Raw genomic sequence first — 17,066 nt, forward strand, 5'->3', positions numbered from 1 at the left:
TTGTTTGAGAACTGCACAGTGGACGCGAGCATCTGTGGCCAAGTTTTTAAGGGCGCACGGTGGATGCCTTGGCACCAGGAACCGATGAAGGACGTGGGAGGCCACGATAGGCCCCGGGGAGCTGTCAACCGAGCTTTGATCCGGGGGTGTCCGAATGGGGAAACCCGGCAGTCGTCATGGGCTGTCACCCGCTGCTGAACACATAGGCAGTGTGGAGGGAACGAGGGGAAGTGAAACATCTCAGTACCCTCAGGAAGAGAAAACAACCGTGATTCCGGGAGTAGTGGCGAGCGAAACTGGATGAGGCCAAACCGTATGCGTGTGATACCCGGCAGGGGTTGCGCATGCGGGGTTGTGGGATCTCTTTTTCACAGTCTGCCGGCTGTGAGGCGAGTCAGAAACCGTTGATGTAGGCGAAGGACATGCGAAAGGTCCGGCGTAGAGGGTAAGACCCCCGTAGCTGAAACATTAACGGCTCGTTTAAGAGACACCCAAGTAGCACGGGGCCCGAGAAATCCCGTGTGAATCTGGCGGGACCACCCGCTAAGCCTAAATATTCCCTGGTGACCGATAGCGGATAGTACCGTGAGGGAATGGTGAAAAGTACCGCGGGAGCGGAGTGAAATAGTACCTGAAACCGTGTGCCTACAAGCCGTGGGAGCGTCGCATGCAAGCTTGCTTGCATGTCGTGACTGCGTGCCTTTTGAAGAATGAGCCTGCGAGTTTGCGGTGTGTTGCGAGGTTAACCCGTGTGGGGAAGCCGTAGCGAAAGCGAGTCCGAATAGGGCGTTTTAGTAGCATGCTCAAGACCCGAAGCGGAGTGATCTAGCCATGGGCAGGTTGAAGCGGAGGTAAGACTTCGTGGAGGACCGAACCCACCAGGGTTGAAAACCTGGGGGATGACCTGTGGTTAGGGGTGAAAGGCCAATCAAACTCCGTGATAGCTGGTTCTCCCCGAAATGCATTTAGGTGCAGCGTCGTGTGTTTCTTGCCGGAGGTAGAGCACTGGATAGGCGATGGGCCCTACCGGGTTACTGACCTTAGCCAAACTCCGAATGCCGGTAAGTGAGAGCACGGCAGTGAGACTGTGGGGGATAAGCTCCATGGTCGAGAGGGAAACAGCCCAGAGCATCGACTAAGGCCCCTAAGCGTACGCTAAGTGGGAAAGGATGTGGAGTCGCAGAGACAACCAGGAGGTTGGCTTAGAAGCAGCCACCCTTGAAAGAGTGCGTAATAGCTCACTGGTCAAGTGATTCCGCGCCGACAATGTAGCGGGGCTCAAGCGTACCGCCGAAGTCGTGTCATTCCAGCATATAGGGCCAACGCCTGCTGGGATGGGTAGGGGAGCGTCGTGTGCCGGGTGAAGCAGCCGCGGAAGCGAGTTGTGGACGGTTCACGAGTGAGAATGCAGGCATGAGTAGCGATACACACGTGAGAAACGTGTGCGCCGATTGACTAAGGGTTCCTGGGTCAAGCTGATCTGCCCAGGGTAAGTCGGGACCTAAGGCGAGGCCGACAGGCGTAGTCGATGGACAACCGGTTGATATTCCGGTACCCGCTTTGAAACGCCCAGTACTGAATCAGGCGATGCTAAGTCCGTGAAGCCGGCCCGATCTCTTCGGAGTTGAGGGTAGTGGTGGAGCCGACGAACCAGACTTGTAGTAGGTAAGCGATGGGGTGACGCAGGAAGGTAGTCCAGCCCGGGCGGTGGTAGTCCCGGGGTAAGGGTGTAGGGCGTGTGATAGGCAAATCCGTCACACATTAAGTCTGAGACCTGATGCCGAGCCGATTGTGGTGAAGTGGATGATCCTATGCTGTCGAGAAAAGCCTCTAGCGAGTTTCATGGCGGCCCGTACCCTAAACCGACTCAGGTGGTCAGGTAGAGAATACCGAGGCGTTCGGGTGAACTATGGTTAAGGAACTCGGCAAAATGCCCCCGTAACTTCGGGAGAAGGGGGCCATCACTGGTGATTGGATTTACTCCATGAGCTGGGGGTGGCCGCAGAGACCAGCGAGAAGCGACTGTTTACTAAAAACACAGGTCCGTGCGAAGCCGTAAGGCGATGTATACGGACTGACGCCTGCCCGGTGCTGGAACGTTAAGGGGACCGGTTAGCTGACTTTCGGGTCGGCGAAGCTGAGAACTTAAGCGCCAGTAAACGGCGGTGGTAACTATAACCATCCTAAGGTAGCGAAATTCCTTGTCGGGTAAGTTCCGACCTGCACGAATGGCGTAACGACTTCTCGACTGTCTCAACCATAGGCCCGGTGAAATTGCACTACGAGTAAAGATGCTCGTTTCGCGCAGCAGGACGGAAAGACCCCGGGACCTTTACTACAGTTTGATATTGGTGTTCGGTTCGGCTTGTGTAGGATAGGTGGGAGACTTTGAAGCAGCCACGCCAGTGGTTGTGGAGTCGCCGTTGAAATACCACTCTGGTCGTGCTGGATGTCTAACCTGGGTCCGTGATCCGGATCAGGGACAGTGTCTGATGGGTAGTTTAACTGGGGCGGTTGCCTCCTAAAGAGTAACGGAGGCGCCCAAAGGTTCCCTCAGCCTGGTTGGCAATCAGGTGTTGAGTGTAAGTGCACAAGGGAGCTTGACTGTGAGACCGACGGGTCGAGCAGGGACGAAAGTCGGGACTAGTGATCCGGCAGTGGCTTGTGGAAGCGCTGTCGCTCAACGGATAAAAGGTACCCCGGGGATAACAGGCTGATCTTCCCCAAGAGTCCATATCGACGGGATGGTTTGGCACCTCGATGTCGGCTCGTCGCATCCTGGGGCTGGAGTCGGTCCCAAGGGTTGGGCTGTTCGCCCATTAAAGCGGTACGCGAGCTGGGTTTAGAACGTCGTGAGACAGTTCGGTCCCTATCCGCTGCGCGCGTAGGAATATTGAGAAGGGCTGTCCCTAGTACGAGAGGACCGGGACGGACGAACCTCTGGTGTGCCAGTTGTCCTGCCAAGGGCATGGCTGGTTGGCTACGTTCGGAAAGGATAACCGCTGAAAGCATCTAAGCGGGAAGCCTGCTTCGAGATGAGTATTCCCACCCCCTTCGAGGGGTTAAGGCTCCCAGTAGACGACTGGGTTGATAGGCCAGATGTGGAAGCCCGGCAACGGGTGGAGCTGACTGGTACTAATAGGCCGAGGGCTTGTCCTCAGTTGCTCGCGTCCACTGTGTTAGTTCTGAAATAACGAACGGCCGTGTTGTTGCCCGGTGTTGGTTAATTTCATAGTGTTTCGGTGGTCATTGCGTTAGGGAAACGCCCGGTTACATTCCGAACCCGGAAGCTAAGCCTTTCAGCGCCGATGGTACTGCAGGGGGGACCCTGTGGGAGAGTAGGACGCCGCCGAACAATTATTCCGGGAAAGCCCCGCACCTCTGGTGCGGGGCTTTTCTGCGTTTACGGGCCGGCCGCTACCCCCGTGCATCTGCCGGCAGTGGCTGCGGGTAGGGTCAGGGGCATCATTGGCACGTTCTTTCACAGGAGGCCCCCGGGTGGAGGTCCAGGAGACTCGGGTTCAGACGGACCGGGTCCTCACCATCCCCAACATCCTCAGCATGGCTCGCCTTGTCGGGGTACCGCTCTTCCTGTGGCTGATTCTTCGCCCCGAGTTCGGCGGACCCAAGAGCGATGGCTGGGCGCTGCTGGTTCTGATGTTCAGCGGGATCAGTGACTACCTCGACGGTAAGCTCGCCCGCCGGTGGAACCAGATCAGTAGCCTCGGGCGCCTCCTGGATCCGGCTGCCGACCGGCTGTACATCCTTTCGACCCTTGTCGGACTGACTTGGCGTGAGATCCTTCCGCTCTGGCTCACCGCGGCGCTCCTGGCACGCGAGCTGATGCTTCTCGTCATGGTAGGAATCCTCCGGCGCCACGGCTATCCGCCGCCCCAGGTGAACTTCCTGGGGAAGGCGGCTACGTTCAACCTGATGTACGCCTTCCCCTTGTTGCTGCTCAGTGACGCAAGTGGTTGGCTTGGATCGCTGGCCGCCATTTTCGGATGGGCGTTCGCCGGATGGGGTACAACGCTCTATTGGTGGGCAGGAATCCTCTACGTGGTTCAGGTCCGCCGGCTCGTCAAGGCGGATGCAGAAGCCGATTGAGCTCGTTGATGCGGTGCCGCGCAGTGTGGCCGGTCCGCGGTGAAGTCTCAGGTGTTGCCCTGACGGGTGAAGTCGGCTAGACCGTCGTCTCTTCAAGGAGGACGTTTCCGACATGAAGGCCGTTGTGATGGCTGGTGGTGAAGGCACCCGCCTTCGCCCCATGACCTCGAGCATGCCCAAGCCTCTCCTGCCTGTCGCCAATCGGCCGATCATGGAGCATGTGCTGCGGCTGCTCAAGCGGCATGGGCTCAATGAGACCGTCGTGACCGTCCAGTTTCTCGCCTCTCTCGTCAAGAACTACTTCGGAGACGGCGAAGAGCTCGGGATGGAGCTCACTTATGCCAACGAGGAGAAACCTCTCGGTACCGCGGGGAGCGTGAAGAACGCCGAAGAGGCGTTGAAGGACGACACCTTCCTCGTCATTTCCGGTGATGCTCTCACCGACTTCGACCTCACCGATCTCATCGCCTTCCACAAGGAAAAGGGCGGGCTCGTCACGGTGTGTCTGACCCGGGTTCCGAATCCGCTGGAATTCGGAATCACGATTGTCGACGAGGGTGGCCAGGTCGAGCGTTTCCTGGAGAAGCCCACCTGGGGTCAGGTCTTCTCGGACACGGTCAACACGGGCATCTACGTGATGGAGCCCGAGGTATTCGACTATGTCGAGGCCGATGTCTCGGTGGACTGGTCCGGTGATGTCTTCCCTCAGCTCATGAAGGAAGGCAAGCCGATCTACGGCTATGTCGCCGAGGGCTACTGGGAGGACGTGGGCACGCACGAGAGCTATGTGAAGGCCCAGGCCGATGTCCTTGAGCGCAAGGTCGACGTCGAGATCGACGGCTTCGAGATCTCGCCCGGGGTATGGGTCGCGGAAGGCGCCGAGGTGCATCCCGACGCGGTGCTGCGGGGGCCCGTGTACATCGGGGACTACGCAAAGATCGAGGCCGGGGCCGAGCTTCGTGAGCACACGGTCGTCGGTTCGAACGTCGTCGTCAAGACGGGTGCGTTCCTGCACCGGGCAGTGATTCACGACAACGTATACATCGGTCAGCACTGCAATCTGCGCGGATGTGTGGTCGGCAAGAACACCGACATCATGCGGGCGGCCCGCATCGAGGACGGTGCGGTCATCGGGGACGAGTGCCTGGTCGGTGAGGAATCGATCATTCAGGGCAATGTCCGGGTCTACCCCTTCAAGACCATCGAGGCCGGCGCCTTTGTCAATACATCGGTGATCTGGGAGTCGCGCGGGCAGGCTCATCTCTTCGGTGCCCGCGGTGTCTCGGGAATCCTGAACGTGGAGATCACACCGGAACTCGCTGTGCGGCTGGCCGGTGCGTACGCCACCACCCTCAAGAAGGGTTCGACCGTCACCACCGCCCGCGACCACTCCCGTGGCGCCCGTGCGCTGAAGCGAGCGGTCATCTCGGCGTTGCAGGCCAGTGCCATCGACGTACGGGACCTGGAGAACGTGCCGCTGCCGGTCGCGCGTCAGCAGACCGCCCGGGGCAGCGCCGGTGGGATCATGATCCGTACCTCGCCCGGAGTGCCCGACTCGGTGGACATCATGTTCTTCGACGAGCGGGGAGCAGACCTGTCCCAGGCGCGCCAGCGGAAGCTGGACCGGGTCTACGCACGTCAGGAGTACCGGCGGGCCTTCCCGGGCGAGATCGGCGATCTGCACTTCCCGTCCAGCGTCTTCGACTCCTACACCGGATCGCTGCTGCGCAATGTGGACACCACCGGGATCGCCGCCGCAGGGCTCAAGGTTGTCGTGGACGCATCCAACGGCAGTGCCGGGCTCGTGCTGCCCAGTCTGCTCGGGCGGCTTGGCGTGGACGCGCTGACGATCAACCCCGGTCTCGACGAATCACGGCCCACCGAGTCCGCCGACACCCGGAGGTCCGGGCTGGTGCGGCTCGGGGAGATCGTCTCCTCGGCGCGGGCGGCGTTCGGCGTGCGTTTCGACCCGGTCGGCGAGCGGCTCTCCCTGGTCGACGAGCGCGGCCGGATCGTGGAGGACGACCGGGCACTGCTGGTGCTGCTCGACCTGGTGGCCGCCGAGCGGCGCAGCGGACGCGTGGCCCTGCCGGTGACGACGACACGAGTCGCCGAACAGGTGGCGGCGTACCACGGCACACAGGTGGAGTGGACGACGACGTCGCCCGACGATCTGACGCGCGTGGGGCGGCAGGAAGGCACCATCTTCGGTGGAGACGGGCGCGGTGGCTTCATCGTTCCCGAATTCAGCAGCGTCTTCGACGGCTCGGCCGCCTTCGTACGGCTCATCGGGCTCGTCGCGAGGACGCAGCTCACGCTCAGCCAGATCGACGCCCGCATCCCCCGTGCGCATGTCCTGCGCCGCGATCTGGCCACGCCGTGGGCCGTCAAGGGGCTGGTCATGCGTCGTGTGGTGGAGGCCGCCGGCAACCGGGACGTCGACACCACCGACGGTGTGCGGGTCGTGGAGGCGGACGGTCGTTGGGTGATGGTGCTTCCGGACCCGGCCGAGGCTGTCACCCATTTGTGGGCGGAGGGCCCCGACGACGCATCGGCGCAGGCGCTGCTCGACGAATGGTCAACGGTCGTGGACAGCGCAGGTCACTGACGTTTTCCTGAGTGCGTCGGGAGGTGCTGTGCCGCGCCTCCCGACGCATCGGTGGGGCCATTCGGCGGTAGCTGCTGCGGCGTGCGACGATGTGCGGCATGTCGCAGCAGCCCCCCGATCGGAGTACGGCCTCACCCTCCGCGCGCCCCGACGCGTCCATGTCGCTGCTGACCAATGTGATGGACCACAGCCTGGACGACGGTTACGCCGAGGCCACCGCGCGCCGCAAGGCCGACGGGAGCGCGGGCATGCCCCGCACGCTGAAGGCGAAGCTGGCCCTTGCGGCGGGTCTTGTGCTGGCTGCTCTGGTGGTCACGCTCGGCGCCGCGGAGGCACGCGTCTCGGCGCCCGTCCTTGCCAAGGAGCGCGAGGAGCTCATCGACCGTATCGATGCCGAGACATCGGCGGCCGACAGTCTCGAGTCCCAGGTGGACAAGTTGCGTGGCGACGTGAGCGAGCGTCAACGTAAAGCGTTGGAAAAGCATGGAGGGGACCAGGGCGAGTTGGTGGCGCTGCTCTCCGGGGCGACCGCGGTGCAGGGGCCCGGTGTGAAGCTCGTCGTCGACGACGCGAAGGACACCGATCAGGGCGGTGGCGGACCGCGCGAGACCAGCGGTTTCGCCGATACGGGGCGGGTGCGCGACCGGGACCTGCAGCGGGTCGTCAACGGCCTGTGGCAGTCCGGGGCGGAAGCGATCGCCATCAACGGCCAGCGGCTGACAGCCCTGTCGGCCATCCGTGCCGCGGGCGACGCCATACTGGTCGACAACAGACCGCTCGTGCCGCCGTACACGGTGCTTGCGGTGGGGGACGGGAAGCGGCTCAGTACCGCGTTCCAGGACAGTGCCGACGGCCAGTATCTGCAGGCGCTGAAGGACACGTTCTCCATCAGGACCAGCATCTCCGTCCAGGAGCAGGTGCGCCTCCCGGCCGCTCCGAGCCTGATCGTACGAACAGCAGAGCCGAAGGCCGCAGACACCGGCAGTGGTGCGGCAGACACAGGGAAGGGCACATCGTGATCGCCGTACTGGGCCTCGTCGTGGGAGTCGTGGTCGGACTGTTGGTCCGGCCCGAGGTGCCGGCGGTGGTCGAGCCCTATCTTCCGATCGCTGTCGTGGCTGCGCTGGACGCGGTCTTCGGCGGTCTGCGGGCCATGCTCGACGGCATCTTCGTCGACAAGGTCTTTGTGGTGTCGTTCCTCTCGAACGTCGTCGTGGCCGCCCTGATCGTGTTCCTGGGCGACAAGCTGGGTGTGGGGGCCCAGCTCTCCACCGGTGTGGTGGTCGTGCTCGGCATCCGGATCTTCTCCAACGCCGCGGCGATCCGTCGCCACGTCTTCCGGGCCTGAAGCCGATGAGCGACGAAGAATTTCCCCGAGACACCGAGCGCACCGGCGAGCCGCCGGCCGGCGGCCCCGAGGAGCTCACCGGGCGCCGACGGCTGATCGCCGCCGTGTGGCCGCCCCGGGTGACCCGGGCTCAACTCATCGTGGCGCTGCTGCTGTTCGTCCTCGGCCTGGGGCTGGCGATCCAGGTGCGGTCGAACAGCGACAACAGCGCACTGCGCGGCGCGCGCCAGGAGGACCTGGTTCGCATTCTCGATGAACTCGACGACCGTACGCAGCGTCTTGAAGACGAGAAGCAGCGTCTGGACGATCAGCGAACGGAGCTCGAGAACAGCTCGGACCAGGCCGAGGAAGCGCGTAAGCAGACAGTGGAAAAGGAGCGGCAACTCGGTATCCTCGCGGGCACCGTGGCGGCACACGGGCCCGGGATCACGCTGACGATCAACGATCCAGGCGGCGCGGTGGAGCCGGACATGCTGCTCGACGCACTCCAGGAGCTGCGTGCGGCCGGTGCCGAGGCGATCGAGGTCAACGGGGTGAGGGTGGTCGCCAATACGTACTTCTCCGGTGACGGCGGTGACATCAAGGTCGACGACCGGCGCATCTCCGCGCCGTACGTCTTCAAGGTCATCGGCAAGCCGCAGGACCTGGAGCCGGCGCTGAACATCCCCGGCGGCGTCGTGCAGACGCTGGAAAAGGAGCAGGCCACCGTGCATGTGGCACAGGCTGACGACATCGTCGTGGATGCCTTGCGACCGGCGAAGCGGCCTGACTACGCTCGGTCGTCCTCCCAGTGAGGCCGCCGGGTACGGGGGTCGAAGGACACAGGCGCGAGGTTGCGGGGGGTCGCCGCATCGTAATGGTGACGCGTGGTGGAAACTGTCGAGTGGCTACGGACGTTGTGAAGATGTCCGGGTCGGCAGGTGTGTTCATTCAGGGTTCGTCCTGCCCCACGGGCGGGTCTATTTCGGTCAAGGGGAATCGCCCGTGAAGTTGTTTGGGAAGTTGTTCGGCAAGAGCGCACGCGATGAAGCTGCCCGCCATCGCGCACCGCGCCATGGCCAGGCCGAGGAGCAGGGTACGGAGCGCCCGCTCTTCCGCGACGAGGTGGCGGGTGCGGGCGGTGACATTTCGGGTGGTTCCGGCGCGTCGTCTGTTGACCCTGCCGGTGCGGGCCGCATAGGTTTCGGGGATCCATCGACCTCAAGTACGGGTGGAGGGTCTGCGTCCATGCCGGTCTGTACGAGGTGCGGTCATCGCAACGCCGAGGCCAGTCGTTTCTGCTCCAACTGTGGTGCGCCGCTGCGGGGTGGTGCTCCGTCCGAGCGCCCCTCGGAGACGACCTCGACCATTTCCATCTCCGGTCTCGAGGCGTACGAGGCGGAGGCTACGGGCCAGACGTCCGTGCCGTCCCTCTCTCCCGAGGCACAGGCCGCCGTCGACGCCCTGCCGCTCGGCTCGGCGCTCCTGGTGGTGCGCCGCGGGCCGAACTCCGGCAGCCGCTTCCTGCTGGACAGCGAGCTGACCACGGCCGGCCGTCACCCGCAGAGCGACATCTTCCTCGACGACGTGACGGTCTCGCGCCGTCATGTGGAGTTCCGCCGGAGCCCCGACGGCAGCTTCACGGTCGAGGACGTCGGCAGTCTCAATGGCACGTACGTCAATCGTGAGCGCATCGACTCCGTCGCGCTGTCCAACGGCGACGAGGTGCAGATCGGGAAGTACCGGCTGGTCTTCTACGCAAGCCAGCGGGGCATCTGACCCGTCAGGGAAGGTCCATGCTGAGAACACCGACGGGCGGTGCCGGTCACGGCACCGCCACCGCCGACGACCGTGCGATGAGTATCGGCGCGGTGCTCCTGCAGCTGCGGGACGAATTTCCCGAAGTCACCATCTCCAAGATTCGCTTTCTGGAGGCCGAGGGGCTCGTCGAGCCGCAGCGGACGCCTTCCGGATACCGGAAGTTCCGGCCCGACGACGTCGAACGGCTGGCACAGGTGCTGCGGATGCAGCGGGACCACTACCTCCCGCTGAAGGTCATCCGGGAGCACCTGGACGCCCTGGCCCGCGGTGAGCAGGCCTCCCTGCCGTCTGCGGGCGGGCAGCGGGACCTGACCGACGGTTCCTGGGACGCCGAGTCCGGGCGGGCGACCGCGGCGCGGATCGGGCGCGCGGAGCTGCTGGCCGCCGCCGAGGTCACCGAGAGCGAGCTGGAGGAGTGGGAGTCGTACGGCCTTGTCGCTCCGACGGCGGAAGGCGGCTACGACGCCGAGACGGTGACCGTGGCCAAACTTGTGGCGGATCTGGGTCGATTCGGTCTCGAACCGCGTCATCTGCGGACCATGCGAGGGGCCGCGGAGCGTGAGGCCGGGCTGATCGAGCAGGTGGTCGCTCCCCTGCGCCGGCACCGGAATCCGCAGACCAGAGCGCATGCGGAGGCCACGGCGAAGGAGCTCGCGGAACTGTCCGTACGGCTCCATTCGGCCTTCGTGCAGACCGCTCTGGGGATCCGGCTCCACTGATCACGGGGGAGCCCGACTACCCAAACCTGCCGAGCACGTCCTAGGGTTGCTGTGTGAACGAGCTCGACGTTGTGGGTGTCCGGGTGGAAATGCCCTCCAACCAACCGATCGTGCTCCTGCGTGAAGTGGGAGGCGACCGGTACCTCCCCATTTGGATCGGTCCTGGTGAGGCGACCGCGATCGCCTTCGCCCAGCAGGGCATGGCTCCGGCCAGGCCGCTGACCCATGATCTCTTCAAGGATGTGCTCGAGGCCCTCGGCCAGGAGCTCACCGAGGTCCGCATCACGGACCTCCGGGAAGGGGTCTTCTACGCGGAGCTGGTCTTCGCCGGCGGGGTCGAGGTGAGCGCGCGTCCGTCCGACGCCATAGCGCTCGCGCTGCGCACCGGCACGCCGATCTACGGCAGTGACGGGGTGCTCGACGACGCGGGTATCGCCATCCCGGACGAGCAGGAGGACGAGGTCGAGAAGTTCCGGGAGTTCCTCGACCAGATCTCACCGGAGGACTTCGGTACCAACAGCCAGTGACCGTCCTGCGGAGGTGTCGTCAGCACATCCGGCAAGCCATTCCCGGGAATGGGACACGGGAAACCACCCTCAGGGTGATTATCACCCGGCGTGCCGAGTGTGGCGATCGTTGACGCACCCCGAGTGACTGCCTACCTTCGAGATGGCAGGTCAAGGACGGAGGTCGGCGTGAGAAACAGCGGCGACGGTACGGCAGCGGGTGGGCCGTATCTGCAGCACGGAAGTACAGCCGGCCACCCCATCAGGCAACCGGTTCAACCGGCGGCGATGGCAGGGGACGGCGCGGCTTCGACCGAGGACATCGGATATCGCGGGCCGACGGCGTGCGCGGCGGCAGGGATCACCTATCGGCAGCTCGACTACTGGGCTCGCACGGGGCTTGTAGAGCCGAGCGTGCGCCCCGCCTACGGATCGGGCACACAGCGCCTCTACAGCTTCAGGGACGTCGTCCTGCTGAAGATCGTGAAGCGCTTCCTGGACACCGGTGTGGCGCTGCAGAACATCCGCACCACGGTCCAGCATCTGCGCGCCCGGGGGTTCCAGGATTTGGAGCGGATGACACTCATGAGCGACGGCGCGACGGTCTACGAGTGCTCTTCGCCCGACGAGGTCGTGGATCTGCTCCAGGGGGGCCAGGGGGTCTTCGGTATCGCCGTCGGCGTGGTGTGGCGGGACGTCGACGCCGCACTGTCGCAGCTGCACGGCGAGCGGGTGGACACGGGTGAGACGTTGGTCGGCAACAACCCCACCGACGAGCTTGCCCGGCGGCGCAACCGCGCTGTCTGACCGCGTGCCGATCCGGGGTGCGGCGATTGTCAGTGCTGTAGGGCAGCATCGACTGATGTGAGAGCCGCGCCCACCATCCTCCATCTCGACATGGATGCCTTCTACGCCTCTGCGGAGCAGGCGGCGAAGCCCAGTCTGCGCGGCAAGCCGGTCGTGGTGGGCGGGCTGGGGCCGCGCGGGGTCGTCGCCACCGCGTCGTACGAGGCCCGGCGGTTCGGGGTGCACTCGGCGATGCCGACGGCCCAGGCCCGGCGCCTGGCACCCAACGCCGCCTACCTGGTGCCACGCTTCCTGCTGTACCGGACGGTGAGCGACCAGGTGATGGAGCTGCTCGGGCGGCTCTCACCCCTGGTGGAGCCGCTCAGCCTGGACGAGGCCTTTGTCGATCTGGAGGCCGGCGGCGTGGCCGACGACTCGGCCTCGGCGCGGGCCGTCGGTGAACAGTTGCGTGACGCCATCAGAGCCGTCACCGGCCTCACCGGCTCGGTGGGCCTGGCGGGCTCGAAGATGCTGGCCAAGATCGCCTCGGAGGAGGCCAAGCCGAACGGGCTGCTGCTCATCGAGCCGGGTACCGAGCGCGAGCTGCTCGCGCCCATGTCCGTGCGGATCCTGCCCGGCGTCGGACCGGCCACCGGGGACCACCTGCGACGCGCCGGGATGACCACGGTCGACGACCTGGCCGAGGCGGGTGAGGCGGAGCTCGTGCGGCTGCTCGGCAAGGCCCACGGCGTCTCACTGCACCGCATGGCCCTCGGGTACGACAACCGCCCCGTCGTCGCGGAGCGCGACGCGAAGTCGGTCTCGGTCGAGGACACCTTCGACATGGACCTGCACGACCGGATCCGGGTCAGGACGGAGGTCGACCGGCTGGCCGACCGATGTGTTCAACGGCTGCGGGCCGCGGAGCGGTCGGGACGGACCGTGGTGCTGAAGGTCCGCAGGTACGACTTCTCGACGCTCACGCGGTCCGAGACGCTACGGGGGCCCACGGACGACCCCGCGGTCGTCAGAGAGGCGGCTGCGCGGCTCCTGGAGGCCGTGGACACCACCGGAGGCGTACGGCTCCTCGGAGTGGGCGTCACGGGGCTCGCCGACTACACCCAGGAAGATCTTTTCGCGCAGGCGGCCGGTGAGCGGGCCGCACCCGACGACCCGGCCGCCGAGGACCTGGGCCCAGGCGAGCACGGGGACGAGTCGGCGGCCGGTGCACCGGAGCAGGAGACCCCCGAGCAGCTCGCGGCCCGGCGGTGGCCCGCCGGGCACGACGTACGCCATGACACCTATGGCCACGGGTGGGTGCAGGGCAGCGGGGTGGGCCGGGTGACGGTGCGGTTCGAGGAACCCGAGTCGCCGCCCGGCCGGGTGCGCACGTTCCGTATCGACGATCCGAATCTGCGGCCCGCGGACCCGCTGCCACTGGTGCGCGACCCCGTGGACTACTCGTCCTGGCCGGCCAGCCTGCCGAAGTCGCGGTCCGGTCCCGGCTCCTCGGGAGGCGAGTCCAGACCGTAGTGGCGGTAGAGCTGAAGCTCCTGTTCCGGCGAGAGATGGCGGCCCACGCCGAAGTCGGGTGCGTCCTTGATCAGCGCGCGGTCGAAGGGGATTCGGAGCGAATCGCCGACGAATTCGCTGGGCTCCAACGGGACGAAGGCGTCCCTGCTGAACAGTCCGGTACGTACGGCGGCCCACTCGGGGACACCGGTCGCGTCGTCGAGATACACCTCGTCGATGGTGCCTATCTTGGTGCCCTTGCGGTCGAACGCCTTGCGGCCGATCAGGCTCCGCGGATCGATGTCGGTCTGCACGGTCCCTCCCATTGGTCGCGGCTACTCCACAGGCACTACGAAAGTGCAGATCCGGGGCTTCGGCCACTCGAGACTTCCGAGGCGAACCCCGCTGGTACGCTGGCTATGGCTGCTGACCCCGTGCGGGAGAGTCCTCCGGAGCAAATCCGGCAGGCGCCGAAGGAGCAAATCCTCCCCGGAATCTCTCAGGCCCCCGTACCGCACGGACGAGGTCACTCTGGAAAGCAGGGCGGGTTTCGTGGCGGCTGACGCCGGGACGGATCCCTTCCTCACCGACGGTGAAAGTCGGTACGCCGCAGGGCGGACCGGTGAAGCTCTCAGGTTGAGATGACAGAGGGGGAGGCCGTCCGGGCACCCGCGCCGCGGTGCCCCTCGCAGGTCGTGACAGACCAGGAGGCCTCCACCATGACCCCCCGTCGCACTCCGCTCTCCCAGCTGGAGCAGGGCATCCCCTTCGAACAGCGCCACATCGGACCCGATGCCGAGGCGCAGGCGAAGATGCTCGCCCAGGTCGGTTACGGCTCGCTCGACGACCTGACCGCGGCCGCAGTGCCCGATGTGATCAAGAGCGCGGAGGCGCTGCAGCTGCCGACGGCCCGCACCGAGGCCGAGGTCCTGGCCGAGCTGCGCTCCCTGGCCGACCGCAACCAGGTCCTCGCCCCGATGATCGGGCTCGGCTACTACGGCACCTTCACCCCGCCGGTGATCCTTCGCAACGTCATGGAGAACCCCGCCTGGTACACGGCCTACACGCCGTACCAGCCGGAGATCTCGCAGGGCCGGCTCGAGGCCCTCCTCAACTTCCAGACGATGGTCGCCGAGCTGACCGGGCTGCCCACCTCGGGCGCCTCGCTGCTCGACGAGGGCACTGCGGCCGCCGAGGCCATGGCGCTCGCACGGCGCGTCGGCAAGGTCAAGAACGGCGTCTTCCTGGTCGACGCAGACACCCTGCCGCAGACCATCGCCGTGATAGAGACCCGCGCCGAGCCGACCGGTGTCGAGGTGGTCGTCGCCGACCTCAGCGAGGGCATCCCCGCCGACATCGCCGAGCGCGGTGTCTTCGGCGTGCTGCTGCAGTACCCGGGAGCCTCCGGCGCCGTCCGGGACATCAAGCCCGTCATCGAGCAGGCCCATGAGCTCGGCGCGGTCGTCACCGTCGCCGCCGACCTGCTGGCCCTGACCCTCCTCACCTCGCCCGGCGACCTCGGCGCGGACATCGCCGTCGGCACCACGCAGCGCTTCGGTGTGCCGATGGGCTTCGGCGGACCGCACGCGGGCTTCATGGCCGTGCGCGAGAAGTTCGCCCGCAGCCTGCCCGGCCGCCTCGTCGGCGTCTCCGTGGACGCGGACGGCAACAAGGCGTACCGCCTCGCCCTGCAGACCCGTGAGCAGCACATCCGCCGCGAGAAGGCCACCAGCAACATCTGTACCGCTCAGGTACTGCTCGCCGTCATGGCCGGGATGTACGCCGTCTACCACGGCCCCGACGGACTGCGGACGATCGCGCGGCGCACGCACCGCTACGCCGCGATCCTGGCCGAGGGCCTGCGGGCTGCCTCCATCGATGTCGAGACCGACTCCTACTTCGACACGCTCACCGTGCGCGTCCCGGGCAGGGCCGCCGAGGTCGTCGCCGACGCCCGTGCGCGCGGCGTCAACCTGCGGTTCGTCGACTCCGACCTGGTCTCCCTCGCCTGCGACGAGACCACCACCCGCAGCCAGATCGCCGCCGTGTGGGCCGCCTTCGGCACCGACGGCGACATCGAGGCGCTGGACGGCGTGGCCGTCGACGCGCTGCCCGAGTCCCTGCTGCGCACCGACGACTTCCTCACCCACCCGGTCTTCCACCAGCACCGCTCCGAGACCGCGATGCTCCGCTACCTGCGCAAGCTCGCCGACCGCGACTACGCGCTGGACCGCGGCATGATTCCGCTCGGCTCCTGCACCATGAAGCTGAACGCGACCGCCGAGATGGAGTCGATCACCTGGCCCGAGTTCGGTGCGCTCCATCCGTTCGCGCCGGCCGAGCAGGCGGAGGGCTTCCTCACGCTCATCCGCGAGCTGGAGGAGCGTCTCGCCGAGGTCACCGGATACGACGCGGTCTCCCTTCAGCCGAACGCCGGCTCGCAGGGCGAGTTCGCGGGTCTGCTGGCCGTGCGCGCATATCACCGGGCCAACGGCGACGACCAGCGGACCGTCTGCCTCATCCCGTCCTCCGCGCACGGCACCAACGCCGCGAGCGCCGTGATGGCGGGCATGAAGGTCGTCGTGGTGAAGACCGCCGACGACGGGGAGATCGACGTCGCGGACCTCCGCGCCAAGATCGATCAGTACCGTGACGAGCTGGCCGTGCTCATGATCACCTACCCGTCGACGCACGGTGTGTTCGAGGAGCACGTCGCCGACATCTGCGCCGAGGTGCACGACGCGGGCGGTCAGGTGTACGTCGACGGCGCCAACCTCAACGCGCTCGTCGGCCTCGCCAAGCCGGGCCGGTTCGGCGGCGACGTCTCGCACCTGAACCTGCACAAGACCTTCTGCATCCCGCACGGCGGCGGCGGCCCGGGTGTCGGCCCGGTCGGCGTCCGCGCGCACCTCGCGCCGTACCTGCCGAACCACCCGCTGCAGCCCGCCGCGGGTCCCGAGACCGGTGTCGGACCGATCTCGGCCGCTCCGTGGGGCTCGGCCGGCATTCTGCCGATCTCGTGGGCGTACGTACGCCTGATGGGCGGGGAGGGCCTCAAGCGTGCGACGCAGGTCGCCGTACTCGCCGCCAACTACATCGCCAAGCGCCTCGAACCGCACTACCCGATCCTGTACACCGGCCCGGCCGGACTGGTCGCGCACGAGTGCATCGTGGATCTGCGGCCGATCTCCAAGGAGACGGGTGTCAGCGTCGACGACATCGCCAAGCGCCTGGTCGACTACGGGTTCCACGCGCCGACCATGTCGTTCCCGGTGGCCGGGACGCTGATGATCGAGCCGACCGAGAGCGAGGACCTCGCCGAGCTCGACCGGTTCTGCGACACGATGATCGCCATTCGCCACGAGGTCGAGAAGGTCGCCTCCGGCGAGTGGAGCGCGGACGACAACCCGCTCACCAACGCCCCGCACACGGCCGCCATGGTCGGCGGGGAGTGGAAGCACGGCTACAGCCGCGAGGAGGCCGTCTTCCCGGCCGGAGTCTCGGCCGCCGACAAGTACTGGCCGCCGGTGCGCCGGATCGACGGTGCGTTCGGTGACCGTAACCTCGTCTGCTCCTGCCCGCCGCTGGACGAGTACGACAACTGACCCACCCGTCGGGTGTGACGCGGACATGCGTCGGGGCCGGTGCGGAGATCTTCTCCGGGCCGGCCCCCGTTCGTA

12 protein-coding genes, 2 rRNA genes and 1 riboswitch are annotated in these 17,066 nt (G+C 65.9%); of the genes, 13 read left to right on the forward strand and 1 reads right to left on the reverse strand.

What is annotated here, in order from left to right:
• Window positions 1–36: 36 nt before the first annotated feature.
• The 12 genes from OHA03_RS26670 (at window position 37) to OHA03_RS26725 (ending at window position 13,407) form a co-directional block, all read left to right on the forward strand.
• A 23S ribosomal RNA gene (locus tag OHA03_RS26670) occupies window positions 37–3,159 on the forward strand.
• 79 nt (window positions 3,160–3,238) lie between these two features.
• Window positions 3,239–3,355 (forward strand): 5S ribosomal RNA (gene rrf / locus OHA03_RS26675).
• Window positions 3,356–3,498: 143 nt separating this feature from the next.
• The gene (locus tag OHA03_RS26680) at window positions 3,499–4,107 is read left to right on the forward strand and encodes a CDP-alcohol phosphatidyltransferase family protein (RefSeq protein ID WP_267006285.1); all 609 of its coding nucleotides are present in this window, start codon (window positions 3,499–3,501) and stop codon (window positions 4,105–4,107) included.
• A gap of 112 nt (window positions 4,108–4,219) precedes the next feature.
• Entirely contained in the window at window positions 4,220–6,715 is a 2,496-nt protein-coding gene (locus tag OHA03_RS26685; RefSeq protein WP_267006286.1) for a mannose-1-phosphate guanyltransferase, read from the forward strand.
• Between the two features lie 98 nt (window positions 6,716–6,813).
• Window positions 6,814–7,734 carry a DUF881 domain-containing protein gene (locus OHA03_RS26690; RefSeq protein ID WP_267006287.1) on the forward strand — a complete coding sequence of 307 codons (921 nt, stop codon included), beginning with the start codon at window positions 6,814–6,816 and terminating at the stop codon, window positions 7,732–7,734.
• A complete protein-coding gene (locus tag OHA03_RS26695) occupies window positions 7,731–8,063 on the forward strand; it encodes a small basic family protein (protein ID WP_003970459.1) in 333 nt (110 codons plus the stop codon). The genes OHA03_RS26690 and OHA03_RS26695 overlap by 4 nt, the downstream gene beginning before the upstream one ends.
• A 5-nt stretch (window positions 8,064–8,068) precedes the next feature.
• The gene (locus OHA03_RS26700) at window positions 8,069–8,857 is read left to right on the forward strand and encodes a DUF881 domain-containing protein (protein ID WP_267006288.1); all 789 of its coding nucleotides are present in this window, start codon (window positions 8,069–8,071) and stop codon (window positions 8,855–8,857) included.
• Window positions 8,858–9,047: 190 nt separating this feature from the next.
• Entirely contained in the window at window positions 9,048–9,821 is a 774-nt protein-coding gene (locus OHA03_RS26705; protein WP_267006289.1) for an FHA domain-containing protein, read from the forward strand.
• Window positions 9,822–9,838: 17 nt separating this feature from the next.
• Window positions 9,839–10,582: a MerR family transcriptional regulator gene (locus OHA03_RS26710; RefSeq protein WP_267006290.1), complete on the forward strand. Its 744-nt coding sequence runs from the start codon at window positions 9,839–9,841 to the stop codon at window positions 10,580–10,582.
• A gap of 53 nt (window positions 10,583–10,635) precedes the next feature.
• Window positions 10,636–11,109, forward strand: coding sequence for a bifunctional nuclease family protein (locus OHA03_RS26715; RefSeq protein WP_030921587.1), 474 nt, complete (start codon window positions 10,636–10,638; stop codon window positions 11,107–11,109).
• A 168-nt stretch (window positions 11,110–11,277) separates the two neighbouring features.
• On the forward strand, window positions 11,278–11,895 hold the full coding sequence (locus OHA03_RS26720) for a MerR family transcriptional regulator (RefSeq protein ID WP_267006291.1): 618 nt from the start codon (window positions 11,278–11,280) through the stop codon (window positions 11,893–11,895).
• Between the two features lie 57 nt (window positions 11,896–11,952).
• Window positions 11,953–13,407, forward strand: coding sequence for a DNA polymerase IV (locus OHA03_RS26725; RefSeq protein ID WP_267006292.1), 1,455 nt, complete (start codon window positions 11,953–11,955; stop codon window positions 13,405–13,407).
• Here the strand turns inward: OHA03_RS26725 and OHA03_RS26730 are convergent.
• Window positions 13,332–13,712 carry a PRC-barrel domain-containing protein gene (locus tag OHA03_RS26730; protein ID WP_267006293.1) on the reverse strand — a complete coding sequence of 127 codons (381 nt, stop codon included), beginning with the start codon at window positions 13,710–13,712 and terminating at the stop codon, window positions 13,332–13,334. The genes OHA03_RS26725 and OHA03_RS26730 overlap by 76 nt on opposite strands.
• 101 nt (window positions 13,713–13,813) lie before the next feature.
• A riboswitch (glycine riboswitch) is annotated at window positions 13,814–13,911 on the forward strand.
• Between the two features lie 194 nt (window positions 13,912–14,105).
• On the opposite strand from OHA03_RS26730, the gene gcvP reads away from it, so the two are divergent.
• On the forward strand, window positions 14,106–16,991 hold the full coding sequence (gene gcvP, locus OHA03_RS26735; RefSeq protein WP_267006294.1) for an aminomethyl-transferring glycine dehydrogenase: 2,886 nt from the start codon (window positions 14,106–14,108) through the stop codon (window positions 16,989–16,991).
• Window positions 16,992–17,066: the final 75 nt, after the last annotated feature.

The organism is Streptomyces sp. NBC_00154 (assembly GCF_026342835.1).
GTDB lineage: Bacteria > Actinomycetota > Actinomycetes > Streptomycetales > Streptomycetaceae > Streptomyces.

Bases quoted from the DNA above. Each gene is read 5' to 3' on its own strand.
- OHA03_RS26690 (WP_267006287.1), top strand. From the start codon at position 6,814: ATGTCGCAGCAGCCCCCCGATCGGAGTACGGCCTCACCCTCCGCGCGC.
- OHA03_RS26710 (WP_267006290.1), top strand. From the start codon at position 9,839: ATGCTGAGAACACCGACGGGCGGTGCCGGTCACGGCACCGCCACCGCC.
- OHA03_RS26700 (WP_267006288.1), top strand. From the start codon at position 8,069: ATGAGCGACGAAGAATTTCCCCGAGACACCGAGCGCACCGGCGAGCCG.
- OHA03_RS26685 (WP_267006286.1), top strand. From the start codon at position 4,220: ATGAAGGCCGTTGTGATGGCTGGTGGTGAAGGCACCCGCCTTCGCCCC.
- OHA03_RS26730 (WP_267006293.1), bottom strand. From the start codon at position 13,712: ATGGGAGGGACCGTGCAGACCGACATCGATCCGCGGAGCCTGATCGGC.
- gcvP (WP_267006294.1), top strand. From the start codon at position 14,106: ATGACCCCCCGTCGCACTCCGCTCTCCCAGCTGGAGCAGGGCATCCCC.